27 protein-coding genes are annotated in these 25,224 nt (G+C 57.4%); 15 read left to right on the forward strand and 12 right to left on the reverse strand.

Annotated features, from left to right (window positions below):
* The first annotated feature begins 11 nt into the window (after positions 1-11).
* The 5 genes from urtB to zinT are packed head-to-tail and all read left to right on the forward strand — an operon-like array spanning position 12 to position 4,858.
* Positions 12-1,586: an urea ABC transporter permease subunit UrtB gene (gene urtB / locus FY206_RS12280; protein ID WP_045890148.1), complete on the forward strand. Its 1,575-nt coding sequence runs from the start codon at positions 12-14 to the stop codon at positions 1,584-1,586.
* Complete coding sequence (gene urtC / locus FY206_RS12285; RefSeq protein WP_032640202.1) at positions 1,586-2,659, forward strand: urea ABC transporter permease subunit UrtC; 1,074 nt, start codon at positions 1,586-1,588, stop codon at positions 2,657-2,659. The genes urtB and urtC overlap by 1 nt, the downstream gene beginning before the upstream one ends.
* Positions 2,659-3,456, forward strand: a complete 798-nt coding sequence (urtD, locus tag FY206_RS12290; protein ID WP_032640200.1) for an urea ABC transporter ATP-binding protein UrtD — start codon at positions 2,659-2,661, stop codon at positions 3,454-3,456. Before urtC ends, urtD begins: the two co-directional genes overlap by 1 nt.
* A gap of 9 nt (positions 3,457-3,465) precedes the next feature.
* Positions 3,466-4,164 carry an urea ABC transporter ATP-binding subunit UrtE gene (urtE, locus tag FY206_RS12295; protein WP_077064010.1) on the forward strand — a complete coding sequence of 233 codons (699 nt, stop codon included), beginning with the start codon at positions 3,466-3,468 and terminating at the stop codon, positions 4,162-4,164.
* 52 nt (positions 4,165-4,216) lie between these two features.
* The gene (zinT, locus tag FY206_RS12300; protein WP_032642566.1) at positions 4,217-4,858 is read left to right on the forward strand and encodes a metal-binding protein ZinT; all 642 of its coding nucleotides are present in this window, start codon (positions 4,217-4,219) and stop codon (positions 4,856-4,858) included.
* A gap of 46 nt (positions 4,859-4,904) precedes the next feature.
* On the opposite strand, the gene ydeE is transcribed toward zinT, so the two are convergent.
* A complete protein-coding gene (ydeE, locus tag FY206_RS12305; protein ID WP_032640197.1) occupies positions 4,905-6,098 on the reverse strand; it encodes an efflux MFS transporter YdeE in 1,194 nt (397 codons plus the stop codon).
* Positions 6,099-6,292: 194 nt separating this feature from the next.
* Between ydeE and eamA the strand changes: the two genes are divergently transcribed.
* Positions 6,293-7,186: an O-acetylserine/cysteine exporter gene (gene eamA, locus FY206_RS12310; protein ID WP_032640195.1), complete on the forward strand. Its 894-nt coding sequence runs from the start codon at positions 6,293-6,295 to the stop codon at positions 7,184-7,186.
* A 43-nt stretch (positions 7,187-7,229) separates the two neighbouring features.
* Here the strand turns inward: eamA and marB are convergent, their stop codons facing one another.
* The 3 genes from marB to marR are packed head-to-tail and all read right to left on the reverse strand — an operon-like array spanning position 7,230 to position 8,317.
* Complete coding sequence (marB, locus tag FY206_RS12315; RefSeq protein WP_023335698.1) at positions 7,230-7,448, reverse strand: multiple antibiotic resistance protein MarB; 219 nt, start codon at positions 7,446-7,448, stop codon at positions 7,230-7,232.
* 33 nt (positions 7,449-7,481) lie between these two features.
* Positions 7,482-7,862, reverse strand: a complete 381-nt coding sequence (gene marA, locus FY206_RS12320) for an MDR efflux pump AcrAB transcriptional activator MarA (RefSeq protein ID WP_008502237.1) — start codon at positions 7,860-7,862, stop codon at positions 7,482-7,484.
* 20 nt (positions 7,863-7,882) lie between these two features.
* Positions 7,883-8,317, reverse strand: a complete 435-nt coding sequence (gene marR / locus FY206_RS12325; protein WP_008502236.1) for a multiple antibiotic resistance transcriptional regulator MarR — start codon at positions 8,315-8,317, stop codon at positions 7,883-7,885.
* A gap of 255 nt (positions 8,318-8,572) precedes the next feature.
* Here marR and FY206_RS12330 point away from each other — a divergent pair, with 255 nt between their 5' ends.
* Both FY206_RS12330 and FY206_RS12335 read left to right on the forward strand, forming a co-directional pair.
* Positions 8,573-9,238, forward strand: coding sequence for a MarC family NAAT transporter (locus tag FY206_RS12330; RefSeq protein ID WP_032640193.1), 666 nt, complete (start codon positions 8,573-8,575; stop codon positions 9,236-9,238).
* Positions 9,239-9,417: 179 nt separating this feature from the next.
* A complete protein-coding gene (locus FY206_RS12335; RefSeq protein ID WP_032640191.1) occupies positions 9,418-10,260 on the forward strand; it encodes a lysozyme inhibitor LprI family protein in 843 nt (280 codons plus the stop codon).
* An 82-nt stretch (positions 10,261-10,342) separates the two neighbouring features.
* Here FY206_RS12335 and FY206_RS12340 read toward each other — a convergent pair whose 3' ends face one another.
* Positions 10,343-11,539, reverse strand: a complete 1,197-nt coding sequence (locus tag FY206_RS12340) for a sugar transporter (RefSeq protein WP_032640189.1) — start codon at positions 11,537-11,539, stop codon at positions 10,343-10,345.
* A gap of 177 nt (positions 11,540-11,716) precedes the next feature.
* Between FY206_RS12340 and FY206_RS12345 the strand changes: the two genes are divergently transcribed.
* Together FY206_RS12345 and FY206_RS12350 are read left to right on the forward strand one after the other, a co-directional pair.
* Positions 11,717-12,505, forward strand: coding sequence for a PhzF family phenazine biosynthesis protein (locus FY206_RS12345; protein WP_032640187.1), 789 nt, complete (start codon positions 11,717-11,719; stop codon positions 12,503-12,505).
* 27 nt (positions 12,506-12,532) lie between these two features.
* Positions 12,533-13,324, forward strand: coding sequence for a PhzF family phenazine biosynthesis protein (locus tag FY206_RS12350; protein WP_032640185.1), 792 nt, complete (start codon positions 12,533-12,535; stop codon positions 13,322-13,324).
* Here the strand turns inward: FY206_RS12350 and FY206_RS12355 are convergent.
* From FY206_RS12355 to FY206_RS12380, 6 genes are all read right to left on the reverse strand, one after another.
* A complete protein-coding gene (locus tag FY206_RS12355) occupies positions 13,321-13,998 on the reverse strand; it encodes an SDR family NAD(P)-dependent oxidoreductase (protein ID WP_032640183.1) in 678 nt (225 codons plus the stop codon). The two genes, FY206_RS12350 and FY206_RS12355, sit on opposite strands and share 4 nt — an antisense overlap.
* Position 13,999: 1 nt before the next feature.
* Entirely contained in the window at positions 14,000-14,470 is a 471-nt protein-coding gene (locus tag FY206_RS12360; RefSeq protein WP_032640181.1) for a NanQ anomerase/TabA/YiaL family protein, read from the reverse strand.
* A complete protein-coding gene (locus FY206_RS12365; protein WP_032640178.1) occupies positions 14,467-15,630 on the reverse strand; it encodes a sialidase family protein in 1,164 nt (387 codons plus the stop codon). Before FY206_RS12365 ends, FY206_RS12360 begins: the two co-directional genes overlap by 4 nt.
* A 1-nt stretch (position 15,631) precedes the next feature.
* Positions 15,632-17,044, reverse strand: a complete 1,413-nt coding sequence (locus tag FY206_RS12370; protein WP_032640176.1) for a sodium:solute symporter family protein — start codon at positions 17,042-17,044, stop codon at positions 15,632-15,634.
* 76 nt (positions 17,045-17,120) lie between these two features.
* Positions 17,121-18,005, reverse strand: a complete 885-nt coding sequence (locus FY206_RS12375; RefSeq protein ID WP_032640174.1) for a dihydrodipicolinate synthase family protein — start codon at positions 18,003-18,005, stop codon at positions 17,121-17,123.
* Between the two features lie 17 nt (positions 18,006-18,022).
* Entirely contained in the window at positions 18,023-19,165 is a 1,143-nt protein-coding gene (locus tag FY206_RS12380) for an iron-containing alcohol dehydrogenase (RefSeq protein WP_032640172.1), read from the reverse strand.
* A gap of 173 nt (positions 19,166-19,338) precedes the next feature.
* On the opposite strand from FY206_RS12380, the gene dtnK reads away from it, so the two are divergent.
* The 4 genes from dtnK (at position 19,339) to FY206_RS12400 (ending at position 22,860) form a co-directional block, all read left to right on the forward strand.
* Positions 19,339-20,556 (forward strand): D-threonate kinase, encoded by a 1,218-nt coding sequence (dtnK, locus tag FY206_RS12385; RefSeq protein WP_077064011.1) that lies wholly within the window; start codon positions 19,339-19,341, stop codon positions 20,554-20,556.
* A complete protein-coding gene (locus FY206_RS12390) occupies positions 20,549-21,535 on the forward strand; it encodes a D-threonate 4-phosphate dehydrogenase (RefSeq protein WP_032640168.1) in 987 nt (328 codons plus the stop codon). The genes dtnK and FY206_RS12390 overlap by 8 nt, the downstream gene beginning before the upstream one ends.
* Before the next feature lies 1 nt (position 21,536).
* Positions 21,537-22,298 (forward strand): DeoR/GlpR family DNA-binding transcription regulator, encoded by a 762-nt coding sequence (locus FY206_RS12395; protein WP_032640166.1) that lies wholly within the window; start codon positions 21,537-21,539, stop codon positions 22,296-22,298.
* A gap of 79 nt (positions 22,299-22,377) precedes the next feature.
* Positions 22,378-22,860 carry a GNAT family N-acetyltransferase gene (locus FY206_RS12400; RefSeq protein WP_032640164.1) on the forward strand — a complete coding sequence of 161 codons (483 nt, stop codon included), beginning with the start codon at positions 22,378-22,380 and terminating at the stop codon, positions 22,858-22,860.
* Here FY206_RS12400 and ptrR read toward each other — a convergent pair.
* Positions 22,814-23,692 (reverse strand): putrescine utilization regulator PtrR, encoded by an 879-nt coding sequence (gene ptrR / locus FY206_RS12405; protein ID WP_032640162.1) that lies wholly within the window; start codon positions 23,690-23,692, stop codon positions 22,814-22,816. The genes FY206_RS12400 and ptrR overlap by 47 nt on opposite strands.
* Positions 23,693-23,790: 98 nt before the next feature.
* On the opposite strand from ptrR, the gene sad reads away from it, so the two are divergent.
* The gene (gene sad / locus FY206_RS12410) at positions 23,791-25,179 is read left to right on the forward strand and encodes a succinate-semialdehyde dehydrogenase (RefSeq protein WP_032640161.1); all 1,389 of its coding nucleotides are present in this window, start codon (positions 23,791-23,793) and stop codon (positions 25,177-25,179) included.
* Positions 25,180-25,224: the final 45 nt, after the last annotated feature.

The following is a 25,224-nucleotide window of genomic DNA, read 5'->3' on the forward strand; positions in this document are numbered from 1 at the left end:
GGAGACAAGCCATGAACGTCATGCGCACGATCGTCGCTCTTATATGGCTTACCGGACTGCTGCCAGGGATGGCGCAGGCATCGGATGCCGATCGTTTTGTTGCCGCCAGCCGAAGCCAGCAGGCGGAGTTGCTGACGCAGTGGGCCGCCGCGCCGGATGCCGCGAGGCTGCCGCTGCTGCAGGCGCTGCAAAAGGAAAACCTGTATACCGACAGCCAAAAGCACGCCTTCGCGCAGCGTAACGGTCAAATGGTCTCGCTCGGTGACGCTCAGGCGGCCGCAGCGCCAACCAAAGCCGTCCGCCTGACGAACCGGCTGCGGGTGCTGGCCGCCACGGCTATCGCTACGCATCAGCTGGTGAGTGACAGTGTCACGGAAAGGCGGGCGGCAGCTCGTCAGCTTCAGCGGGATGCCCAGCCGGAGATGCTCGCGTTTCTGGAAAAGCGGGTAAGCGATGAAACGGATGCCGTGTCACGTCAGGCTTTGCTGCTTGCGGTAGCTCATCTCCAGCTGGCAAGCCCGCAGGCGGAGGTGCGCCGCAAGGCCGTCGAATTATTAGGGCAGTCCGACGATCCGGACGAGGAATCCAGACTCACCCCGTTTACCCAGGCACAGACAGAGCCGGATGCCGGGGTTCGCGCCGCCGCGCAGGAGAGTCTCAGCCAGATCCAGCATCGACTGATGTGGGGCGATCTGCTGGGGCAGGCGTTTATGGGGCTGTCGCTCGGATCGGTGCTGCTGCTGGCGGCGCTGGGGCTGGCCATTACCTACGGCCTGCTCGGCGTTATCAACATGGCGCACGGCGAGATGCTGATGCTGGGGGCGTATGCCACCTGGATGGTGCAGCAGGCGATGGCCGGGCTTGCGCCCCAGTGGCTGGCGCTCTATCCGGTGATTGCCTTGCCGGTCGCGTTCTGCCTGACGGCGGGCATCGGGATGGTGCTGGAGCGTACCGTGATCCGCCATCTGTACGGTCGTCCTCTGGAAACGCTGCTCGCAACGTGGGGCATCAGCCTGATGCTTATCCAGCTGGTGCGCATGACGTTTGGTGCCCAGAACCTGGAGGTGGCGAACCCGGCATGGCTTTCCGGCGGGGTACAGGTTTTCGCCAACCTGACGCTGCCGTGGAACCGTATAGTGGTGCTGGGCTTCGTGCTGCTGGTGCTGTTCTTTACCTGGCTGATTCTGAATAAAACCCGTCTGGGGCTCAACGTGCGGGCGGTGACGCAAAACCGCAGCATGGCTGCCTGCTGCGGGGTACCGACAGGTCGCGTCGATATGCTGGCGTTTGGGCTGGGCTCGGGGATAGCCGGGTTAGGCGGCGTGGCGCTCTCGCAGCTTGGTAACGTCGGGCCGGAGCTGGGCCAGGGCTATATCATCGACTCCTTCCTCGTGGTGGTGCTCGGTGGCGTAGGCCAGCTGGCAGGCAGCGTGGCGGCGGCCTTTGGCCTCGGCATTTTCAATAAAATTCTTGAGCCGCAGATGGGCGCGGTGCTGGGCAAGATCGTGATTCTGGTGGCGATCGTGCTGTTTATTCAGAAACGCCCGCAGGGGCTGTTTGCGCTGAAAGGGAGGGTGATTGACTGATGAGCCAGCCGCTAACCTTAACGCTGGCGCGTAAAGCGCCGCGCACAACGCAGATCGCAGGCAGCCTGCTGGTGGCGTGTCTGCTGATATTGCCGTTTTTCGCCCTGCTGCCTGCGACGCATCCGCTGGCGCTTTCGACCTGGATGCTGACGCTGATGGGCAAGATCCTCTGCTATGCCATCGTTGCGGTGGCGCTGGATCTGGTGTGGGGCTATGCCGGAATGCTGTCCCTCGGGCACGGCATCTTCTTCGCCCTCGGCGGCTATGGGATGGGCATGTACCTGATGCGCCAGGCCGCGGGTGACGGTCTGCCCGCGTTTATGTCGTTTCTTTCCTGGAGCGAACTGCCGTGGTTCTGGTGGGGGACCCAGCATTTTGCCTGGGCGCTGGCGCTGATTGTGCTGGTGCCGGGGCTGCTGGCGCTGGTGTTCGGCTGGTTTGCCTTTCGCTCAAAGATCAAAGGCGTCTATTTCTCGATTATGACCCAGGCGCTGACCTACGCGGGCATGCTGCTGTTCTTTCGCAACGAAACCGGCTTTGGCGGCAATAACGGCTTCACCGGCTTTACCACGCTGCTCGGGTTTTCAGTGACGGAAACCTCCACGCGTATCGCACTGTTTCTGGCGACCGTGCTGTTGCTGATTCTGGCGCTGGGGACCGGATTTGCGCTGGCGAGGAGCAAGTTTGGCCGCATCCTGACCGCCGTTCGCGATGCGGAAAACCGCCTGACGTTTTGCGGCTACGATCCGCGCGGGTTCAAGCTGCTGGTATGGACGCTCTCCGCCGTGCTGTGCGGCCTGGCGGGGGCGCTGTACGTCCCGCAGGTCGGCATCATTAACCCCGGCGAAATGTCGCCGACGAACTCGATAGAAGCCGCCATCTGGGTGGCGCTGGGCGGACGCGGCACGCTGGTCGGGCCGGTGATTGGCGCGGCGCTGGTGAACGGGGCGAAGAGCTTTTTCACCGTCGCGATGCCGGAGTACTGGCAGCTGTTCCTGGGGCTGATTTTTATCGCCGTCACGCTGTTCTTGCCGCGCGGCGTCTACGGACTGTTTCGTAAGGGAGAGAAATAATGCAGCCAGCCGAAGGGTTATTCACACGCCAGCTGCCGGGCGACCGCTACCGAGACCAGACCGACCCGGTGCTTCAGCTTGAGGCCATTAACGTCAATTTTGATGGCTTTCAGGCCCTGACCGATCTCACGCTGAACATCGGCGTGGGGGAGCTACGCTGCGTGATTGGCCCCAACGGGGCCGGTAAAACCACGCTGATGGACGTAATTACCGGCAAAACGCGGCCAAAGAGCGGCCGGGCGATTTACGATCAGTCCATCGACCTCACCGCGCTGGAGCCTGCGGCCATTGCCCGACAGGGGATCGGGCGTAAATTCCAGAAGCCCACGGTCTTTGAGGCGCTGACGGTGTGGGAAAACCTGGAGATCGCCATGAAAGCCGATAAATGCGTCTGGGCGAGCCTGCGGGCCACGCTCAACGGCGAGCAGCGGGACCGCATTGACGAGATGCTGGCATTGCTGCGGCTTAGCAGCGAGCGCGACCGCCGCGCGGGGCTGCTGTCGCACGGGCAAAAACAGTTCCTCGAGATCGGCATGCTGCTGGTGCAGGACCCGCATCTGCTGCTGCTGGACGAACCGGCTGCCGGGATGACCGACGCAGAAACGGAATACACCGCCGAGCTGTTCAAAACCCTGGCGGGCAAGCATTCCCTGATGGTGGTGGAGCACGATATGGGCTTTGTTGAAACCATTGCCGATCGCGTGACGGTGCTGCACCAGGGGCGCGTGCTGGCAGAAGGATCGCTTCGCGAGGTGCAGGCCAACGAGCAGGTGATTGAGGTCTATCTGGGACGCTAAGGAGAGAGGATGCTACAGGTCAACGAACTGAATCAGTATTACGGCGGGAGCCATATCCTGCGCGGCGTGAGCTTTGAAGCCGTCACCGGTGAAGTCACCTGCCTGCTGGGACGCAACGGCGTCGGGAAAACCACGCTGCTGAAGTGCCTGATGGGGCTCATCCCGGCGAAAACCGGGGAGATTATCTGGCAGGGGAAGAAAATCACCCACAGCAGGCCGCACCAGCGTGTGCAGTCTGGCGTGGCGTATGTTCCGCAGGGGCGCGAAATTTTCCCGCGCCTGACCGTGGAAGAGAATCTCCTGCTGGGGCTGTCGCGGTTTCCCGCCCGCGAGGCGAAGCGGGTGCCGGAAGAGATCTGGCAGCTTTTCCCGGTGCTTAAAGAGATGCAGCACCGCCGCGGAGGCGATCTCTCCGGCGGGCAGCAGCAGCAGCTGGCGATTGGGCGCGCGCTGGCGAGCCGCCCGCAGCTGCTGATCCTCGACGAACCGACCGAAGGCATACAGCCGTCGGTAATTAAAGAGATCGGCCAGGTGATCCGCACCCTGGCGAACAGAGGCGATATGGCGATCCTGCTGGTCGAACAGTTTTATGACTTTGCCGCCGAGCTGGCGGACAGCTACCTCCTGATGTCGCGCGGCACCATCATCCAGCGTGGGCGGGGCGAAAACATGGCGCAGGAGGGCGTTCGCGGGCTGGTTGCGATTTGAAATGTTATATTATAACATCTTCATTCTTATAAAACGGAATGAGGGTGTTACTTTGGCTGCACATATTGGAAAATTTGCCATGACTCTGGGGGCGCTGCTGGTCAGCGGCCAGCTGTTTGCCCACTCGCACGGCCATCAGATGACCGAAGCGGAACAGAAAGCGGCAAACGGCGTGTTTGAGGATAAAGACGTGAAGGACAGAGCGCTGTCAGACTGGGACGGAACCTGGCAGTCGGTCTATCCGTTCCTGCTGGACGGCTCGCTGGATCCGGTCTTTAAGCAGAAGGCGCAGAAGGATAAAAGCAAAACCTTCGACGAGGTGAAAGCCTACTATCGTAAGGGATATGCAACGGACGTGGATGCCATCGGTATCGAAAATAGCGTGATGGAATTCCATAAGGGTAAAGCGGTCAGCCGCTGCCGCTATGACTACAGCGGTTACAAAATTCTGACCTACGCGTCAGGCAAGAAAGGCGTGCGGTATCTCTTTGAGTGCAAGGACGCGGACAGCAGGGCACCGAAGTATGTTCAGTTCAGCGACCACACCATCGGGCCGAAAGCCTCTTCACACTTCCACATCTTCATGGGCAACACCTCTCACGAGGCGCTGCTGAAAGAGATGGATAACTGGCCGACCTATTACCCGAACGAGATGTATAAAGAGCAGGTGGTGGAGGAAATGCTGCACCACTGATGCTTTATTGCCGGGTGGCGCCTGCGCCTTACCCGGCCTACATTTTCTACGCCGCTTTGGGCGACTCGCACCATGCCTTCACGCTCATCCCGCGCAAAATCATCAGCCAGGCAATGATAATGGCGACCATCATAATGACAAACAGCGACCAGTGCGGCAGGTGGGTCAGGATAATACCGGTGATCATCGGGTTTGCCGCCGCGCCGAGCCAGCCCAGCGCCTGTGCGGAAAAATAACTTGCCTTCATTCCCGGCGGCGCAATATTGTCGATCAGCATGTATTCGCCCGGCGCATAGATAATCTCACCCAGCGTAAAGACGGCGGCGGCGATGCCCCAGTAAACCAGGTTTTCACCGGAGAGCATAAAACCGCCCAGCCCCACGATAAAAAACAGGGTAGCGAGGGTCATCAGCGGGCGAATATTGCTGGCGGAGATCTTGCGCCCGAGCGCATATTGCAGCGTCACCACCACGGCGGCGTTGACGGGTAAAACCACGGCAACCACCTTCTCGGCAAAATCGCTGTCCGCGTGCGCGGCGAGAACGTATTGCGAAATACAGCTCGCGAACGAGCCGCCGACGTAGGAGGCCAGCAGGCCAGACAGCGTATACCAGAACAGCGCGCGGTCTTTCAGCAGGACCGACGGCTGCCAGGGCATCTTCTCCTCGGTGGTATCTAACGCCACGCTCTTCTGCACGAAGAAATGAATAAATCCCAGCGGCAGGGCGGCGCAGAAGGCCGCCAGCCAGAACGGCAGCTGCAGGCTGTACATCACCAGCAGGGTGCCAATCGGCGGCCCGATCGTCCAGCCAATGTTCAGAAAGCTGTAGTTCAGCGAGAAGACGCGCGCTTTCTGGCTTGCGGTGAGCACGTCGGAGAACCAGGCTTTTAGCACTGTCGAAAAGACGGAATAGGCGCAGTTGATCAGCGCAAAGAACAGCACCACCAGGGTGACGTTATCCACCAGCGGGATCGCGACAAAACCGGCGATAAACGCCACGATCGCGATCAGCATGTAGCGTTTTTTATCAAACTTATCGGCAAGAATGCCAAATCCCAGGCTGAACACCACGCCGATGGTTAGCGCAATCGTCAGGGCATAACCAATATTCTCCACGCTCATGCTATAGACGCGCGTGAGATAAATGGTCATGAACGGCAGCGTCGCTCCCCGACCGATGGTCAACAACAATGACGATGCCAGCAGCGCTGCGGTTGAGCGCCTGAGAGATGGTTTCATATTCCTGCCCGACAGTTGCTTATGCTTTTATTAGAGGTGTGTTAACAGGATTACCATGACATAAGGGGCTTGTATAGCACCTGGTTTATCCGTAAGTTCTTCAGCTGCCTGCCAGAATTAATGATCTTCTCGCAGCGTCCTTTTTTCTGTTACCTTGAAGTGTTAACAAATTATTAATAAATCAGGGGCAGGGTATGACGCGTAAAGACGGGCTGCTGGCGTTGCTGGTGGTCGTAGTATGGGGGCTCAATTTTGTGGTCATCAAGCTGGGGCTGCACAACATGCCGCCGCTGATGCTGGCCGGTTTGCGTTTTATGCTGGTGGCGTTCCCGGCCATCTTCTTTGTCGCCCGTCCGAAGATCCCCTTCAAACTGCTGCTGGGCTACGGTCTGACCATTAGCTTTGGTCAGTTCGCGTTTCTCTTTTGCGCCATCAAGTTCGGTATGCCGGCTGGCCTGGCCTCGCTGGTCTTACAGGCACAGGCGTTCTTTACCATTATTCTCGGCGCGTTTGTGTTTGGCGAGCGCCTGCAGGGCAAGCAGCTGGCGGGAATTACGCTGGCGGTGTTTGGCGTGCTGGTGCTCATTGAGGCCAGCCTGAACGGTCAGCACGTGGCGCTGCTCGGCTTTATGCTGACGCTGGCGGCGGGGCTGAGCTGGGCGTGCGGGAATATCTTCAACAAGCTGATTATGCAGCACGAGGCGCGCCCGGCGGTGATGTCCCTGGTGGTGTGGAGCGCGCTGATCCCGGTTATCCCTTTTCTGCTGGCGTCGTCTGTTCTGGACGGTCCGGCCGTCATGCTTAACAGCCTCGTTGAGATCGACCTGACCACAATCCTTTCGCTGGTCTATCTGGCCTTTGTCGCCACCATCGTGGGCTACGGGATCTGGGGATCGCTGCTGGGGCGGTATGAAACCTGGCGCGTCGCGCCGTTGTCCCTGCTGGTGCCCGTGGTGGGGCTTGCCAGTGCGGCACTGTTACTGGATGAAACGCTGAGCGCGCTGCAGCTGTTTGGCGCCGTGCTGATTATGGCCGGGCTCTATATTAACGTCTTTGGCCTGCGCGTGCGGCGCGCGGCGCGGGTGTGATAAAGGCATAAAAAAAGCCCCGCGTCTGCGGGGCAAAAACGAATCAGAGGCCGTGCTGATTATAATAAGGCACGCCTAATTCGTCGGATTTGTCGCTACCAGCACCCATATGGTTGAAATCATAAGGCGACTGGTCATGTGCGGACGGCAAAATCATCGTATCAGGATTATTTTGCTGCGTTGCACGAGGGGTTTGCTCCGCGAAGGTCTGGCTGGAGAACAGCACCAGCAAGGCGAGGGCGGCGGAGGCGATAACTTTCATGATTTCCTCGGTTACGTCTGTGACAGGCGATAATTAACTACAGTGTTTTAACGGATACAGGTATCGGGATTCGCCCGGCACGCTGGTGATTCGGTACTTATGAGGCGGCACGTCAAAATAGTTCTTGAACGTACGGGTCAGGGTTTGCTGCGATTCAAATCCGTAGCGCTCCGCCAGATAAAGGATTGGCTCATTGCTTTCTTTCAGTTTCTGGGCAATTTCCGTCAGCTTGCGGCTGCGAATATATTGACCTAGTGAATGGCCGGTCTCTTTTTTGAACATCCGTTGCAGGTGCCATTTGGAGTAACCTGAACGCTCTGACACTTTTTCAAGGGAGAGCGGCGATTCCAGGTTATCCTCGATCCAGTCCAAAATGCTATGAATGGTGATAGCGTCAGTATTGCGTCTGGACATCGTCATACCTCTTTTTCTGTTTACGGCAGTATTTTCTTAAGCAGAAGCTCAAGGGTTGCCACCTCATCTGCCGTTAAGTTTTTTGTTAGTTCCTGATGCAGTGTTTGTCCTACTAATTGATGACATTGCTCGCACATGGCCGCGCCATCGCTGGTCAGCTTCACCAGTACGCCGCGTTTGTCATTCGGGTTAGGGCTTCGTTCTATCCATCCTTTGCAGACGAGACGATCGAGCATGCGGGTTAACGCGCCCAGATCGACAGAGAGCACCTTTTTCAGCTCAACCGGCGTGATACACACTTCGCAGCGAATGGAGCACAGCACTTTGAACTGTGTTGCGGTGATATCCAGCGGTGACAGGTAGTCATTGAGCAGGCGATCTTTTTTCTGATTGACCATATGAATAAGACGACCCAGCGGAACAACGTCGTTAAAGATATCACTGGTGCTTTTCACAATGGTTGCCCTGGCAAGTAGTTAGTCACGGCAGATATTATTGCTCAGGCAAGTATAAGTCAACTGAATGAATAGGCCGATGCCACGAATTGCTAAAACGTTTCATGAACTTTTTTTGAACGCTTTAAAATCATATAGATAACCACCAGTTATCTTTCCCGAAGGAAAATAATCGTTACGTTGCGCGGATGGCCTAACGTCACACTTTCCCCCTATACTTGCGGGGATGAATATGGATAAGGACGACGATGCACTATGTTGGATTTAATTAAAGCAGTGAGTCTTGGGCTGGTGGTCTTGCTGCCGTTGGCGAACCCGTTAACCACGGTGGCGCTTTTCCTTGGGCTGGCCGGGAATATGAACAGCGCCGAGCGCAATCATCAGTCGATGATGGCTTCCGTCTATGTGTTTGCCATCATGATGGTGGCCTACTATGCCGGACAGGTGGTGATGAATACCTTCGGGATCTCCATTCCGGGTCTGCGTATCGCCGGGGGGCTGATCGTCGCCTTTATCGGTTTCCGCATGCTGTTCCCGGCGCAAAAAGCGCATGAGTCGCCGGAGGCCAAAAGCAAATCCGAGGAGCTGGAAAGCGAACCGTCCGCCAATATTGCCTTTGTGCCGCTGGCCATGCCGAGCACGGCGGGACCCGGGACCATCGCGATGATCATCAGTTCCGCGTCGACGGTGCGCGATAGCTCAACCTTCCCGGACTGGGTGCTGACGGTTGCGCCGCCGCTGATTTTTGCGATTATCGGGATTATCGTGTGGGCATCGCTGCGCAGCTCCGGCGCCATTATGCGCTGGGTAGGCAAGGGCGGTATCGAGGCGATTTCCCGCCTGATGGGCTTCTTACTGGTCTGTATGGGCGTGCAGTTTATTATTAACGGCGTGCTGGAGATTATTAAGACTTACCATTAAATTCATTGCCGGGTGGCGGCTTCGCCTTACCCGGCCTACTTATATATTTATCGTGAATATAAATCGATTCCGAAAGTTCTTTGTTTTCCTTATTTTTAGGTTCAAAAAGGACTCCTTTGCTTGTCGTGTGTTACTGATTAAAGTAACGTACTGCACTCATTTCTTCTCAGGATATAGTTATGCGTGCTACACATTCTCTCATTGCGTTAAGTACTTTGATTTTTACGTTAAATGCCAATGCTGGCCTGTTTGATTCTACCCCTGATTTTAAATGCGGTCGTGAAGATGCTGTTTTTGCAACGCAATCCAAAATCAGAAATGATGCTGTGAGTAAAATACAGCAAGCTTATCTTGCCACGCCTTCTCGATTTTATGGCAAACCGCTTAATGATTACATTTCTAAAGTGAATCAAATCAGTCTTGTTTTAGAAAATGTCACCACAAAACCTTATAAAAATGACGAGATGACACGCGATTGTACGGCTAAAGTATCACTGGCTGTGCCAGCAGACATTATGAACTACGTTGCCTCCAATCCGGATAAATTGACAGGACTAACCAACGGTGGCGGTAAGGTTCTCAACAACAGTGTGCAGTGGGATAACTTTGTGTATTCTTTGTCCTTAGCCGACAACGGTAAAGATATTTCTGTATCATATGAATACGCCAACAGAGACTATATTTCTGAATCAATGGCGGGTGTGACGGTTCTGGCTCTGAATAAAAGTGAGCTTGAAAAGGCTGAGTTAACCAACAAATTAAATAACGCCAGCATGGCTTATTATGAGAGCGATCGTCGTCTGAATGAACTTTGGAAGTATCTTCCTGATTCAGTTAAAGCAGCCATGAAAAAAGAACAGAATATATGGATTAATGAAAAAGCCAAAGCTTGCGGTAAGATTACCGATGCCTCGTCAATTACAACGCCGCTAGCGACCAGAACCAGTATCTACACTTGCCAGTCTAAAATGACTGATGACAGGTTCCATTATTTAGGTGGTGATGAGGAAGCGGGGTATTAATCAGAAACGCAAAAATAATATTGCAGACCTAATGGTTTTGTAGGCCGGGTCAGGCGTAGCCGCCACCCGGCACAAACGCTCCTCACCCGTGCTGCCCCTGTTCCTCCAGCGCCACCGGCCATTTGCGGAAGATAAGCACCGACCAGATCAGCGCCACCAGGGCCGGAATAGCCCCCAGATAGCCAATCGCCGACATCGAGACGTGCAGAATAACCTGATTTCCCACCAGCGCCCCCGCGCCAATGCCCAGATTGAAAATCCCCGAGAACAGCGACATGGCAACGTCCGTCGCGTCCGGCGCCAGCGCCAGCACCTTCACCTGCATGCCCAGACCAATAATCATGATCGCCACGCCCCAGAACAGGCTGAGGAGCGCCAGATGGCTTTCGCTGCCTGCGGCGGGCATCAGCAGCAGCAGGCAGGCCAGCAGCAGGCCGATAGCACAGCTCACCAGCGCTGAGGCATGACGGTTACCCAGCTTGCCGAACAGCACGCTGCCAATAATGCCCGCGCCGCCGAGGATCAGCAGCAGGACGGTGGCAAAGTTGGCGCTAAAGCCCGCCACCACCTGCACAAACGGTTCAATGTAGCTGTACGCCGTGTAATGCGCGGTCACCACAATGACGGTAAGCAGATAGATACCCAGCAGCGCGGGGCGACGCATCAGCAGCGGCAGGCTTTTCAGCGAGCCGGAATGTTCGCTCGGCAGCGCGGGCAGCAGCTTAATCAGACACACCAGCGTCACCAGCGCGCCCATACCAATAGCAAAGAAGGTGGTACGCCAGCCGAAGTATTGCCCCACGATGCGGCCAATCGGCAGGCCCAGCACCATCGCCAGCGCGGTACCGGTGGCAATCAGGCTCAGCGCCTGCGCGCGTTTGCCTGCCGGTGCCAGGCGGATTGCCAGCGACGCGGTGATCGACCAGAACACCGCATGGGCAAAGGCAATGCCGATGCGGCTTATGACCAGCACCGTAAAATTCCACGCCATAAATGACAGAACGTGGCTGCCGATGAACAGGGTAAACAGGCCGATCAGCAGCTTACGCCGCTCCATCTGGCTGGTCAGCAGCATAAAAGGTAAGGACATCAGCGCCACGACCCAGGCGTAGATGGTCAACATAATGCCCACCTGAGCCGTTTCCATCTGGAAACTTTCAGCGATGTCAGACAACAGCCCAACCGGAACAAATTCTGTGGTGTTAAAAATAAACGCGGCAATGGCCAGCGTGACCACGCGTAGCCACGCAACCCTGCGGGAAACTGTGTTCGTTGTCATAGGGATGTCGGAGATTCGTTGCTGAAAAGAAGAGGTGACGATCTTAAAACGGCAAACGGCGAAAACTCAACCATTATGTGATGCAGATCTCGATATTTACCTTGTGAAGGCGGTAGCCGGGAAGGCGGTTTTCGTTGAAGATAAAAGAACATCACAATAAAAACAGGTGGTAAGACAATGCAGGATATTGATTTTTATCTGGTCGATGCGTTCAGCGACACCACGTTTGGCGGCAACCCGGCAGCCGTTTGCCCGCTGAACGCGTGGTTACCTAATGAGACCTTGCTGAAAATGGCGCAGCAGCATAATCAGTCAGAAACGGCCTTTTTCGTCTGCAGTAAAGGGGGCATTGAGCTACGCTGGTTTACCACCCTCACCGAAGTCAATCTCTGCGGTCACGCCACGCTGGCGGCCGCACACGTTCTGTTTACCGAGCTGGATTACCCGGATTCGCGGATCCACTTCGACACCGCGTCTGGCCGCCTGACGGTCAGCCGGGAGGGGGAGTGGATGACGCTGGACTTCCCGGCGTGTCCAACCCATACAGAGACACCGCCGCCGGAGATGCTCTCGGCGCTGGGTATCAGCCGCTACGTCGAAGCCCGTAAAGGGCGCGCCTGGACGATCGTTCTGGAGAGCCGCGAGCAGGTTGAGGCGCTTGCGCCTCACTTTTCGGCAATGACGCCGGGCGAGCATAAGGTGAGCGTGACGGCGCGCGGTGAGGGGGAATATGATTTTGTCAGCCGCTTCTTCTCACCGGGCGTGTCTGTCCCGGAAGATCCGGTCACCGGCTCCGCGCACACGATGCTGATCCCCTACTGGAGCGAAAAGCTGGGCAAAACGTCGATGTTTGCCCGCCAGGTTTCTGCACGAGGGGGGGATATACGCTGCGAGCTGAGAGGATCGCGCGTGCTGATGAGCGGGCAGGCCACACTTTATCTGAAAGGCACAGTTTTTCTGCGCTAGATACCCATAACAAGAGAGGAAGAGACAATGCAGAAAATTGATTTTTATCTGGTGGATGCCTTTAGCGACAAAACGTTTGGCGGCAACGCCGCGGCGGTATGTCCTCTGGAAGCGTGGTTGCCGGACGAGACGCTCCTTAAAATGGCGCAGCAGCATAATCAGTCCGAGACCGCCTTCTTCGTGCGAACGGACGGTGGGTTTGAGCTGCGCTGGTTCACCACGCGGGATGAAATTAACCTTTGCGGCCATGCCACCCTTGCCGCATCACACGTCATTTTTGAATATCTTGATTATCCGCATACCGAAATCACCTTCACCACCCGCTTCGTGGGCGAGCTGACGGTAAAACGCAGCGGCGACTGGCTGACGCTGAATTTCCCGGCCTGGTCGACGGAGGTCGTGGATAATCCGCCCGAGGTGCTGTTTAGCGCGCTGGGCATCACGGACGCCAAAGAGGTGCGCGTTGGACGCGATTACATGGTGGTGCTGGAGAGCCAGCGGCAGGTGGAGGCGTTAACGCCGGATATTGGGGCGATGCTTCCGCTGGATAAAATGGTCTGCGTGACGGCGCCTGGAGAAGAATATGACTTCGTCAGCCGCTTTTTCTGCCCCGGCGAAGGGGTGCCGGAAGATCCGGTCACCGGCTCCGCCCACAGCATGCTGATCCCCTACTGGAGCGAAAAGCTGGGAAAAACGTCACTCAGCGCCCGCCAGGTGTCCTACCGTGGCGGGGATCTGCGCTGCGAGCTGAAGGGCGATCGCGTGCTGATCGGCGGTCAGGCCACCCTGTATCTGAAAGGGCGCGTTTTCCTGCGCTAGCCGAGTGAGGCGCCGCCGCATATCACCATCTCCTGACCGGTGATAGCGGCGGCTTCATTGCTAAGTAAGAAATTCACCAACCCCGCCACCTCCTCTGGGGCGATCAGACGTCCGATTGGCGGACACTTCGGCGGCGAGGTTTCTCTCCCCGGTGCGCTGAGCATCGGCGTTTGGGTAGCCCCTGGCGCGACCACGTTAGCGGTGATCCCGCGCGGGGCCAGTTCCGCCGCCCAGCTTCTGACCATCCCTACCATCGCTGCTTTGGTGGCAACGTACTGCGATCGTCCTGCTGCACCGCGAGAGGTTCTGCTGCCAATCGCCACAAACCGTCCACCTGCGGCCATTGCGGGCGCAAAATGGTTAAACAACGCCTCACAGGCCCGGACGTGGAGTTGCCACAGTGAGGTGCTCACATCGCTTTCGAGCTGGCCCAGGGGCGCAGCGGCCATCATCCCTGCAGCATGGATCACCGCCTGGGGCGTCGCGATGGTTTGCAGGGCGCTGCACAGCGCAGCAGGATCGCTGATATCCACGCGCAGGCTCGTGAAGCCAGGGGCATTCAGCATCACTGCCCGGCGGCTGAGCCCGGTGACCTGCCAGCCTTCCGCCAGTAAACGCTTGACGATGGCCTCACCAATTCCGGAGCTGGCCCCGGTGACGACGGCGTGACGCATGTCAGACCTCCAGCATCGCTCGGGGAATTTTAAATACCGCTTTGCGAACGGTCAGCGGCGCCTCTGCGGCGCACAGCGCCTGGTGGGGTTCTCCAGGACAAAAGACCGCAAAGTCTCCTGCGTTAAGACGGATCCTCACGCTGTGTTCAGCAGGTGAAGTAATAAAGAGATCCGGCTTACGCTCTTCGTCCTCCGGCTTGCCAGTGGGGCGTGCGCCAGCATAAATATGTTCTTCTCCTGCCAGCACAACCTGAATATCGGCCCACTGGCGATGGTACTCCGTATGCCGATCTGCACGTGGCTGCGTCTGCGCCGGACCAATCTGGCAAAACCAGGTTGCATTTTCCGGCTGCCAGCGCCCGTCATCGCGTTCGCTGAGCGCCTGCAGCGTGCAGTCCGGACGGGATAGCAGGGCGTACAACGCCGACGGAAGCCCTGCCAGCGGCAGGGCGTTGAGATGACCGATAATCATATGGACTCCTTAACCCATTCCGGGGTCACCCGCACATATTTGATGGCCTGGCGGAAGTAGGTGTACGCGATATGAAGCGCGCCATCGGGCCCCTGTTTGATGCTGGGATAGGAGAATTCGCGGTTCAGCTTTTCCAGAGAGTTGTTGGTCATGCAGTAACCATCCCCCTCGTCCAGATGACGCTGCCACGGCCAGGTTTTTCCGCCGTCAGGCGAAATGGCGACGGTCATCGGCGCCCGCGGTGCGCCCCAGAAGGCCGTCCGACCGTGGGTAACAACCGGCTCCTTGCGGTCATCACCATCGTCAATTTCATCGTATAACGAGGCGCGACGTTCCCGCGCCCCGGCGGCGCTCATGGGGTTAAAGACCAGCGCGAGTTCACCGCCCGCAAGCGTGGTCACCTGGATAGAGGAGTTATTATTAGGGAGCTCCGTGGGCTCCGGTACGGACCAGCTTTCGCCGTTATCCGTTGACTGGCTGTAATAGATATTGTCTGCCCAGCGGCTGCGGAACAGGGCGACCAGTGTGCCGTTGAGCAGGCGGGTAATATTCATATGTACGCAGCCGAGGCTTTCCGGTACTTCAACATCGCGCCACGTTTTGCCGCCGTCCCCGGATATTTTTACCGCGCTGATATCGTCGTTGCCGACCCATTTCTCACCTGGTTGGGTACGGCAATAAAACACCGGGAGCAGCCAGTTACCGTTATCCACCACTACAATCGGCTGACGGATAAACGTGCCCGGTTTATCGAGCAGGGTAGCGATCTCCCCCCAGGTTTTCCCCAGATCCCGGGACTGGCGATAGCGAACGATAGCCGTATCCTGATTACCTGAGATCTGCGCGGTCCACAGCAGCCACAGGACGTTGTCCGGGGCCAGGAACAGAACCGGGTTCTGTTCGGAACGTGTGGCATCGTCCGACAGTTTTACCGCATCACTCCACTGCTGGCTGCCCGGTGCCAGGCGTGATCCCCACACGGAGATATCGGCAATGCCTTCCTGAGTGCCGCCAAACCAGACGCACATCAGCGAGCCATCCGGCAGCGGCAGCAGATTCGCCGCGTGGTTTTGTGGGCAAGAGGAGGGCAGCATGGCGGTTTGCACGTGCGCATCCTGTTGTGGTCGAACAATCCCGTCGCGGGTTACGGTTACAGACATATCAGACTCCATTATTTTGAGCGGGGGTTGGTGCTTTACCCTGCGCTTTTCCCGGAATGAGGCGGTCGATCGCCATGATGACGGCAGGGGTCAGCAAGGCAATGTACATATTGTTGATGCCGAAAGGATCGCCCAGCAGATACCAGACGGAGGTGACGACGCAGGCGCCAATCAGGCCCGCATTGGCACCGCGGGTGCTGCGGAAGAACGGCGCGTAAAACGCAATAACGGCCACCACGGAAATCGAAAGGCGAATGGCGCGGGTAAAGAACGAGAGCTTCAGGACTTCAGGTACCAGCAGAACAAAAATCAGCGGCAGGAAACCAATCAGCAGGGAGATCCAGCGGGTGGCCTTAAACTCCTGATCGGGCGTTGGGTTGCGCATCGGCACGTAAAAGTCTTTTACCACCAGGGAGGCGATAGCCAGCGCCACGGTACTGACGCTGACGAAAATAGACGCCACCAGAGAGGTGGTGACCAGGCCGGCCAGCCACGGGTTCATGTCCTGCAGGAAAATCGGCATTGCATACAGGCTGTTAATTTCCGGGTGCAGGTATTTTGCCGCCACCCCAATCACCGCAATGGCCAGCGCAATCGGCAGGCAGAAGAAGAAGGCGACCCAGGTAGAGCGTTTGGCCGATTTCACGTCTTTGGTGGAGGAGATTGCCTGGATTACAAACTGGGTACAGAAGATAGAGCCAATGGTGCCGATGAGCCAGGCGAAAATGGTCGACGCACCGATGTTACCGTCCCAGGTCCAGTAGAAGGCCGGCATGTTTTCAATCATTGGCGTAAAGCCGCCGGTTTTGGAGAGCGCAAAGCCCATGATAGCGAGGATACCAAAGTATTTCAGCGCGCTGTGCAGTACGGTCACCCAGGCTACCCCCTTCATGCCGCCAAAGGCGAAGTAGAAGGTACTGACGATGGCCGTAATGAAGGCGGCAACGGGCAGGTTGACTTTCAGTACGGTGGAAATAGCCGCTGCGCCGCTGACGTAATTCCCCACGTTAACCAGCAGCAGGGCGTAAATCATGATGACAGAGATAATGTTTTTGGTGCTGTTACCGTATTTTTCAGCAATCGCACCAGAGATAGTGATTTTCCCGGTGTTGTAGATGCGTTTTACCAGTAACAGGCCAAAGAGCGGGAAGCCAATCGCGGCCCCGATGACCGACCATGACGCGGCAAAGCCGTCTTCAAACGCCGCCTGTGCGGTGCCGATGGTGGATTTAGCGCCGATATACTCGGACATCAGCAGGATCCCGACAATAAACGCCGGCATCGCGCGGGAGCCTTCCATAAAATCGCCGGAATTTTTACTGCGGATCCGGAAGGTCAGCCAGGTGGTGAAAAGGATGTAAGCAATAACAATGCCCACAATGATTAGGGTATCTTCAGCGGTAAAATTATTCATCTTTGCCTCTCTTCAGGGCGAGTGAATCCTGGGCACCTCAGGTACCCGGTATTCTTATTGACGAAACCAACGTCGTTTAGTTAAGTGACGTTGTCACTATTCGGCGTATCTGTTGGCACTGCTGCTCGCTAAATGCCACGGCATATCGACTCTCACCGACGTCTTCCCCCATGATTTGCAGTGCTTTTTTGACTGCGGCAGGGGAAAACGCCACGTTGTACAGCTCGGTGCGCAGTTGGGTGACGCTCTCCTGCGCGAGGCGGGAACCGTCAATATCCCCCGCGTTAAAGCGTGACCAGATAGCGTTGATGGCCGTCGGCGCCACGTTTGCCAGCCCGGAAATGCAGGCCGAACATCCGTCGACGAAGCCCTGGTGGATAAGCGAATCTGGGCCGTTGAGCACGTCGAATCCATCCATGTCCCTCACCGCATTAAGGAATCCACTCAGGCTTTCATAGCTCCCGGCACTGTCTTTAATACCGACGATGTTGGGATGTTCGGCCAGCGCGCGTGCGGTAGCGGGTTCAATGGTATTGCCGGTACGCGCTGGAATGTTGTACAGAAATACCGGTACGGCTAGCGCGTCGGCGATAGCGGTGTAGTGCGCGACCAGTTCAGACTGTTTCAGCGGAACGAAGTAAGGGGTAATGACGGAAACGGCATCGACGCCCAGCGAGGCGATCTGTTTCCCCAGACGGATGGTTTCGCGGGTCGAAATTTCCCCAATGTGCGCCACGACCGGTGCGCGCCCGGCCACCGTTTCCACGCAGGTGCGGGTGACGGCGATTTTTTCTTCTTCGTTAAGCACGAAGAACTCGCCGTTTGTGCCGCCGCAGAAGATGCCGTTGCCAGCACTGAGTTGACGATTGATCTGTCGTTTCAGGCCCGACAGGTTCAGCGCGCCTTCCATGTCAAAGGGGGTTACAACGGCCGTTAGCACGCCCCTGATGTTGTTACGCATTACACACTCCTTGGCTATTAATGTTGGGGAAACAGTGTCCGGTAAATCGCCTGCACCTCGTCGTGATTAACCTGACAGGGTGCATTGTTCATGAGCCGCTTAACGTTAAGGGCCGCATCACTGAGGGAGGCGATATCTTCACGCGGTACGCCCAGTGTCTCCAGGTTATCCGGCAGGTTGAGTCTGCGAACCAGCGCGGCAAAGTACTCCACCAGCGCGTGGGATTTTTCTTCGTCTGACAGCGACGTATTCGCGCCGGGCACCAAATCCCAGACTTGCGCAAATTTCGTCACGCAGTGGGGACGAACCACGCGCATGCAGGGCGCCAGCAGAATCGCGTTGGCCACCCCGTGAGGCAGGTGATATTTGCCGCCGAGCGGGTAGGACAGGGCGTGAACCAGGTGCGTGCCAGCATGTGCAATGGCGACCCCGCCGTAGTAAGACGCCCACAGCATCTCCAGTTTCGCCAGCAGATTGCCCGGTTCGGCGCAGGCCGTTTCAATGTTGTTGAGCAGCTTAGACAGGCCCATCAGCGCGGCGTTATCGCTAATCGGATTAGCGACCGTTGAGGTGAAACACTCAATCAGATGGCACAGGGCATCAATCCCGGTGGATGAGGCAATGTGTGCGGGCATGCTGGTCGTCAGCTCCGGCAGCAGGGCGACGTAATCGGGCAGCAGGACGGAGGAGATGATGCCCACTTTCGTGCTTTGCTCCGGTATGGCCAGAATGGCATTCGGCGTCGCTTCCGATCCGGTTCCTGCAGTGGCCGGGATCAGCAGTGACGCGATGCGTGCCACCGGTTTTATGCCCGCGAGCAGGTTGTCCAGCCCCGGAGAAAGCGGGTGACAAAGTACTGAAAGCAGTTTGGCTACATCCAGTACGCTACCACCGCCGAGGCCGACGACCAGCCCAAACGTTCCCTTTAACGTCGAGAGCAGCTGGTTCACGTCGTGATGGGTGGGCTCAGGCGGGACATTGTCGATAATCGTGACGCCGCGCTGGTCCTCTTCGAGGATCGCGCGGATCTGCTTTGCTGCCTCCAGACGCGCAATATTGCCGTCCGTTACCAGCAGGATCTGCGTTTTATCAGTAAGTAATGGCCTGATGGCGGCGATGGCATTCGCCCCGCTAATCAGGGTGCTGTTGATCGTAACCACGCTTTTCTCCTGTCTCTGTATCTATGATTGATTTCGCTCAAGCAAGACGCTTCATGGTCATCGTGTGGCTAAATTTATAATTTATTCGCAAACTGATTAACTTGATATTGCTCACATATAATCAATCATGATTGAATATAATCATTAACGGGAAAGGCTAACCCGAAGTGGGGATGAAAGTGAGCAATGTGAACAGAGAGGTCGTGGTCGTCGCCGATGACTTTACCGGCGCAAATGATGCCGGTGTCAGCCTGGCGCTGTGCGGCAAAAAAGTCATTGTGGCGTTTCATACACCGTTTACCCAGGCGAGCGATGTGCTGATTGTTAACACCGATTCCCGGGCGCTGAAGGCATCGGAGGCGGCCGAAAGGGTGGCCGCACTTGGGGCTGAAATCGCGGATGCCCGCTGGCTCATTAAAAAGATGGATTCCACGCTGCGCGGCAACGCAGGAGCCGAATCTCAGGTTCTTAAGGCATTAAGCGGCAGGCGGCAGGTGATCGTGGCGCCGGCATACCCGTCAGCAGGGCGGATCACGCGGTTCGGCAGGTGTCTGGTAAACGGCGTTCCGGTGGATGAAACCGAATTTGCCAGCGATCCCAAAACGCCTGTCCCGTCTGCCGCTATTGCTGACCTGTTTACCGGGGTGAGCGCTAAAAGCGTGACCGTGAAAACGCTCACTGCCGAACTTGCCCGAGGAACGGAATGGCTCATCGTGGATGCGCACACCGATGAGGAGATGGACGCCATTATCGATGCCGCGTTGGCCTGCTCACAGACGCCGCTGCTGGTGGGCTCTGCTGGATTATGCGATGCGCTGGCCCGTCATCTGGCCCCGGTCCGGCGTAAACAACTGCTGGCCGCCGTCGGCTCGATGAGTGAGATCGCGCAACGACAGATTGCACTGGCGGTAAGCCAGGCGGACGTCTCGTCGGTACTCATTGATGTGAATGACGCGCTGCGCGGAGACACGTCCCGGTATCTCGAACAGATTGCGCAGGTACTTCAGTCTGGCCATCACTGCATTGTGCATACCTGTGCGGGCCACGAGGCCCGGCATCAGGTCGAGCAACTCTGCCAGCAGTATCGCGTCACCCGCGCAGGCCTGGGCGAAAAAATTTGTACGTTTTTAGGCGAACTGACCCGACAGGTGCTGGCGGCGCAGACGCCTGACGCGCTGTACGTCTCCGGTGGCGACGTGGCGATGGCTGTCGCGAGGGCACTGGACGCTCGGGGGTTTGAGATTACCGGGTGCGTCGCACAGTGCGTGCCAGTCGGAAAATTTCTGGGTTGTGGCTGGCAGCAGCCGGTAATGACCAAAGCAGGGGGCTTCGGAAACGAAGAGACGCTGCTTGAGGTGTTGCATTTTATCGAGGAGAGACTGAGTGACTAAAATTATTGCTGTAACCATGGGTGACCCGGCTGGCATTGGCCCGGAAATCATCATCAAATCCCTCACCGAGGGTGAGTTGTCAGGGGCGCCTGTGGTGGTTGTGGGCTGCGCCAGAACGCTGCAGCGGGTGCTTGAGAAAGGAATCACCGGGCAGGCGGATATCCGCACTATCGACACGGTCAGCGGCGCGCGCTTTGCCGCTGGCGTGATTAACGTGCTTGATGAACCGCTGGCCGATCCTGATGCACTGAAGCCGGGTATCGTTCAGGCTGAGGCCGGGGATCTGGCTTATCGTTGCGTGAAGCGTGCTACCGAACTGGCGATGGCGGGTGAGGTGAAGGCGATTGCAACGGCTCCCCTGAATAAAGAGGCGCTGCACCTGGCCGGGCATCTCTATCCGGGTCATACCGAGCTGCTGGCGCATCTGACCGACAGCAAAGATTACGCCATGGTGCTGTATACGGACAAACTGAAGGTGATTCACATCACGACCCACATTGCGTTGCGCAAATTCCTTGATACGCTCAATCAGGATCGGGTAAAAACCGTGATTGGGATTGCGGATAGATTCCTGAAACGCGTCGGCTTTCAACAACCGCGCATTGCGGTTGCCGGCGTTAACCCGCATGCGGGTGAAAACGGCCTGTTTGGCGATGAAGAGATCAAGATTGTCGGCCCGGCTATCGACGCGATGAAAGCGCAGGGGTTAAACGTCACCGGACCGTGTCCACCGGATACGGTATTTATGCAATGCCACGAAGGAATGTATGACATGGTCGTTGCGATGTATCACGATCAGGGGCATATTCCGCTAAAATTACTCGGCTTTTATGACGGGGTGAATATCACCGCCGGCTTGCCGTTTATCCGTACCTCTGCGGACCACGGTACCGCATTCGATATTGCCTGGACCGGCAAAGCGAAGTCTGAGAGCATGACGGTGTCTATCCAGTTGGCTATGCAAATTACACGGGAATGATATGAAGGGATATAACCGGTTAGAGCAGATAATGGATTACCTGAAAGGGCACAATCTGGTGACGGTGGATCAGCTGGTGGCAATTACCGATGCCTCTCCGGCGACGATCCGCAGGGATTTGATAAAGCTCGATCAGGAAGGTGTCATTAGCCGCACCCATGGCGGCGTTACCCTTAACCGGTTTATTCCTTCCCAGCCCACAACGCATGAAAAAATGCAGCGCAGTCTGGCAGAAAAACACGCCATCGCCAGCGCGGCGGCAAGCTTTGTTAAAGCGGGCGACGCCATTGTGCTCGATGCTGGCACCACGATGATTGAACTCGCTCGCCAAATTACGCATCTGCCGCTTCGCGTCATCACCAGCGACTTGCACATCGCGCTGTTTCTCTCGGAATTCCGTCAGATTGAAGTGACGATAATTGGCGGGCGTATTGATGATTCAAGTCAGTCCTGCATCGGTGAGCACGGGCGTCGCTTGCTGCAGAACGTGTGGCCAGATGTGGCTTTCGTTAGCTGTAACGGATGGGATATCACCCGCGGCATTACCTCACCAACGGAAGAGAAGGCTGCCTTAAAGCGGGATCTGATTGCCAATGCTAAACGTCGCGTGCTGCTGGCGGACAGTTCCAAGTACGGAGCCTGGTCGTTGTTTAACGTGGCGCATCTTAATACCCTGACGGATATCGTCACGGACAGCAGGCTGGACGAAGCGACACAGGCCGGGTTGAGGGCGTTAGATGTCCAGTTGACGCTGGCGTCATGACATAAGTTAATACTATGAAGCACCCTGGCAGGCCTGCGCTATGTTGAAATTTAGCCTCATAAAAAGCAAGGAGCCTGCCATGTATTCCATTACCTCTGAATCTGCCCGTCACCCGGACATTCTCAAGCTGATCGCGGCGCTCGACCGCTATCAGAGCGAGCTTTATCCCGCCGAAAGTAATCATCTTCTCGACCTCGCCGCGCTGCCGGAAACCTCCCTTATCCTGATGGTTATTCGTGACCAGCAGCTGCAGGCCGTGGGCTGTGGAGCCATCGTGCTCAACGGTGACGGCACGGGGGAGATGAAGCGGGTGTATATCGATCCGGCCCATCGCGGGCAGCATCTGGGGGAGACGCTGCTGGCCGCTCTGGAAGATGAAGCCCTGAGCCGTCATTGCCACACGGTACGGCTTGAAACGGGGATCAAACAACCCGCCGCGGTGCGTCTTTACGCGCAGTGCGGGTACGATTTGCGTCCGGCATTTGCCCCGTATGTTGACGATCCGCTCAGCCTGTTTATGGAGAAGGCGCTGGTTGAAGACGTTCGTTTAGCAGCGCTATAAAGGCTTCGAGCTGGCGAGTCATTGCCCCGCGTCGCCACACCAGCCAGGTGGTGAGCCAGCGCCAGTTTTCTGCCAGCGGCCATGCCTCAACCTGATGATGTCCCGGCATACTCTCCAGCATCGAGCGCGGCATCAGAGCGATGCCCGCCCCCGCAATGACGCAGGCGAGCATGCCGTGGTAGGACTCCATCTCATGAATGCGGCCGGGCGTGGCTCTGTCCGCATGAAACCAGCTCTCCAGGTGTCGGCGATACGAGCAGTTGGCGCGAAAGGCGTAAACATCGCTGCCGCTGACCTGTGCGGCGCGTGAGATTTCCGCCTGTCCGGCGGGCGTGACCAGCATCATCTCTTCTCTGTAGACCGGCATCCCCTCCAGCTCAGGGTGCGACAGCGGCCCATCGACAAAGGCGGCGCTTAGGGTTCCCTCCAGCACGCCGTCAATCATCGTCCCGGATGGCCCGGTAGAAAGGGCAAACTGGATGCGCGGATAGCGCTGGTTAAACTGCGCCAGCGTTTCAGGAATACGCACGGCGGCGGTACTTTCCAGCGCGCCGAGGGCAAATAACCCCTGCGGCTCGTCACCCGCGACGACCATCCGCGCTTCATCCACCAGCGCCAGGATCTGCCTGCTGTAGCGCAGGAAGTTATGCCCGGCGGGCGATAAGCGCAAACGCTGGTTTTCACGGATAAACAGCTCCACGCCAAGATCGGCTTCCAGCTGGCGGATGCGGGTCGTCAGGTTTGAGGGGACGCGGTGCACCTTCTGCGCCGCCTGGGTGATGCTGCCCGTCAGCGCGACGGCGTTAAACATTTCAAGCTGGGTTAGGTCCATAGCATTCTCGTTTCGTGAATAAGGTGGTCAGTATTATTCATTTTTAAGAAATAGCAGAGTGGGCCACAATGAATCAACCGAAATGCGTGGAGAACATCATGAAATATTCATCTGCTACACATGCCCTCTCTGTTAACCCGGCTACGGGTGAAACGATCGCAGCGTATCCGTGGGCGACGCCGGAAGAGGTTGAACGCGCGATTTCTCTGTCTGACTCAGGCTATCGCCAGTGGCGACGCGAAAGCGTGTCCCACCGGGCGCAGAAGCTGCGGGATCTCGGCGCCGCGCTGCGAAACCGCGCGGAAGAGATGGCGCAGACGATCTCCCGTGAAATGGGCAAACCCATCCTACAGGCGCGGGCTGAGGTGGCAAAATCCGCCGGTCTGTGCGACTGGTACGCCGAACACGGCCCGACGATGCTGCGCGCGGAGCCTACGCTGGTGGAAAACCAGAACGCGGTCATTGAATACCGTCCCCTGGGGCCGATCCTCGCCGTGATGCCGTGGAACTTCCCGCTCTGGCAGGTGCTGCGCGGCGCGGTGCCGATCCTGCTGGCCGGGAACAGCTATCTGCTCAAACATGCGCCCAACGTGCTCGGCTCTGCTGAGCTTATCGGGCAGATCTTCGCGGATGCGGGTTTTCCGGAAGGCGTGTTCGGCTGGGTGAACGCCACCAACGACGGCGTCAGCCAGGCGATTACCGATCCCCGTATTGCGGCGGTAACCGTTACCGGCAGCGTCCGAGCCGGTGCGGCGATTGGCGCCCAGGCAGGGGCCGCGCTGAAAAAATGCGTTCTGGAGCTGGGCGGCTCCGACCCGTTTGTCGTGCTTAACGATGCCGACCTGGATCTTGCCGTGAAGGCCGCGGTAGCGGGGCGCTACCAGAATACCGGGCAGGTTTGCGCGGCGGCGAAACGTTTTATCGTCGAAGAGGGTATCGCCGAGACCTTTACCCAGCGCTTTGTCGAGGCCGTTGCTGCGCTGAAGCTGGGCGCGCCTGACCAGGAAGAAAACTACCTGGGTCCGATGGCGCGTTTTGACCTGCGCGATGAACTGCATCAGCAGGTGCAGGCCACCCTGTCGGAAGGGGCAACGCTGCTGCTGGGCGGAGAGAAAATCAGCGGCGACGGCAATTATTACGCGCCAACCGTCCTGACGAACGTCACCCCATCGATGACGGCGTTCCGCCAGGAGCTGTTTGGTCCGGTCGCGGCCATTACCGTCGCGAAAGACGCGGCGCACGCCCTGACGCTTGCCAACGACAGCGACTTTGGCCTGTCCGCCACCGTCTTTACCGCTGACGCTGCGCTTGCGGATACCTTCTCTCGCGAACTGGAGTGCGGCGGGGTGTTTATCAACGGCTATAGCGCCAGCGATGCGCGCGTGGCCTTCGGGGGCGTGAAGAAAAGCGGCTTTGGCCGCGAGCTTTCCCACTTTGGATTGCACGAGTTCTGCAACGTGCAGACGGTGTGGAAGGATCGCGTGTAATCCCGTCATGTCGGCCCTCATCGCGAGGGCCGCTGTCATTATTCT

Source organism: Enterobacter chengduensis (genome assembly GCF_001984825.2).
Taxonomy (GTDB): Bacteria; Pseudomonadota; Gammaproteobacteria; order Enterobacterales; family Enterobacteriaceae; genus Enterobacter; species Enterobacter chengduensis.

What these genes read in the sequence shown, in the direction of transcription:
- ydeE (WP_032640197.1), bottom strand. Translation starts at nt 6,098, where the DNA reads ATGAAACCATCTCTCAGGCGCTCAACCGCAGCGCTGCTGGCATCGTCA.
- FY206_RS12365 (WP_032640178.1), bottom strand. Translation starts at nt 15,630, where the DNA reads ATGTCTGTAACCGTAACCCGCGACGGGATTGTTCGACCACAACAGGAT.
- FY206_RS12335 (WP_032640191.1), top strand. Translation starts at nt 9,418, where the DNA reads ATGCGTGCTACACATTCTCTCATTGCGTTAAGTACTTTGATTTTTACG.
- urtD (WP_032640200.1), top strand. Translation starts at nt 2,659, where the DNA reads ATGCAGCCAGCCGAAGGGTTATTCACACGCCAGCTGCCGGGCGACCGC.
- urtE (WP_077064010.1), top strand. Translation starts at nt 3,466, where the DNA reads ATGCTACAGGTCAACGAACTGAATCAGTATTACGGCGGGAGCCATATC.
- urtB (WP_045890148.1), top strand. Translation starts at nt 12, where the DNA reads ATGAACGTCATGCGCACGATCGTCGCTCTTATATGGCTTACCGGACTG.
- FY206_RS12370 (WP_032640176.1), bottom strand. Translation starts at nt 17,044, where the DNA reads ATGAATAATTTTACCGCTGAAGATACCCTAATCATTGTGGGCATTGTT.
- FY206_RS12345 (WP_032640187.1), top strand. Translation starts at nt 11,717, where the DNA reads ATGCAGGATATTGATTTTTATCTGGTCGATGCGTTCAGCGACACCACG.
- FY206_RS12375 (WP_032640174.1), bottom strand. Translation starts at nt 18,005, where the DNA reads ATGCGTAACAACATCAGGGGCGTGCTAACGGCCGTTGTAACCCCCTTT.
- FY206_RS12340 (WP_032640189.1), bottom strand. Translation starts at nt 11,539, where the DNA reads ATGACAACGAACACAGTTTCCCGCAGGGTTGCGTGGCTACGCGTGGTC.
- urtC (WP_032640202.1), top strand. Translation starts at nt 1,586, where the DNA reads ATGAGCCAGCCGCTAACCTTAACGCTGGCGCGTAAAGCGCCGCGCACA.
- FY206_RS12350 (WP_032640185.1), top strand. Translation starts at nt 12,533, where the DNA reads ATGCAGAAAATTGATTTTTATCTGGTGGATGCCTTTAGCGACAAAACG.
- dtnK (WP_077064011.1), top strand. Translation starts at nt 19,339, where the DNA reads ATGAAAGTGAGCAATGTGAACAGAGAGGTCGTGGTCGTCGCCGATGAC.
- eamA (WP_032640195.1), top strand. Translation starts at nt 6,293, where the DNA reads ATGACGCGTAAAGACGGGCTGCTGGCGTTGCTGGTGGTCGTAGTATGG.
- ptrR (WP_032640162.1), bottom strand. Translation starts at nt 23,692, where the DNA reads ATGGACCTAACCCAGCTTGAAATGTTTAACGCCGTCGCGCTGACGGGC.
- FY206_RS12400 (WP_032640164.1), top strand. Translation starts at nt 22,378, where the DNA reads ATGTATTCCATTACCTCTGAATCTGCCCGTCACCCGGACATTCTCAAG.
- FY206_RS12355 (WP_032640183.1), bottom strand. Translation starts at nt 13,998, where the DNA reads ATGCGTCACGCCGTCGTCACCGGGGCCAGCTCCGGAATTGGTGAGGCC.
- FY206_RS12360 (WP_032640181.1), bottom strand. Translation starts at nt 14,470, where the DNA reads ATGATTATCGGTCATCTCAACGCCCTGCCGCTGGCAGGGCTTCCGTCG.
- FY206_RS12395 (WP_032640166.1), top strand. Translation starts at nt 21,537, where the DNA reads ATGAAGGGATATAACCGGTTAGAGCAGATAATGGATTACCTGAAAGGG.
- marB (WP_023335698.1), bottom strand. Translation starts at nt 7,448, where the DNA reads ATGAAAGTTATCGCCTCCGCCGCCCTCGCCTTGCTGGTGCTGTTCTCC.
- marA (WP_008502237.1), bottom strand. Translation starts at nt 7,862, where the DNA reads ATGTCCAGACGCAATACTGACGCTATCACCATTCATAGCATTTTGGAC.
- sad (WP_032640161.1), top strand. Translation starts at nt 23,791, where the DNA reads ATGAAATATTCATCTGCTACACATGCCCTCTCTGTTAACCCGGCTACG.
- FY206_RS12330 (WP_032640193.1), top strand. Translation starts at nt 8,573, where the DNA reads ATGTTGGATTTAATTAAAGCAGTGAGTCTTGGGCTGGTGGTCTTGCTG.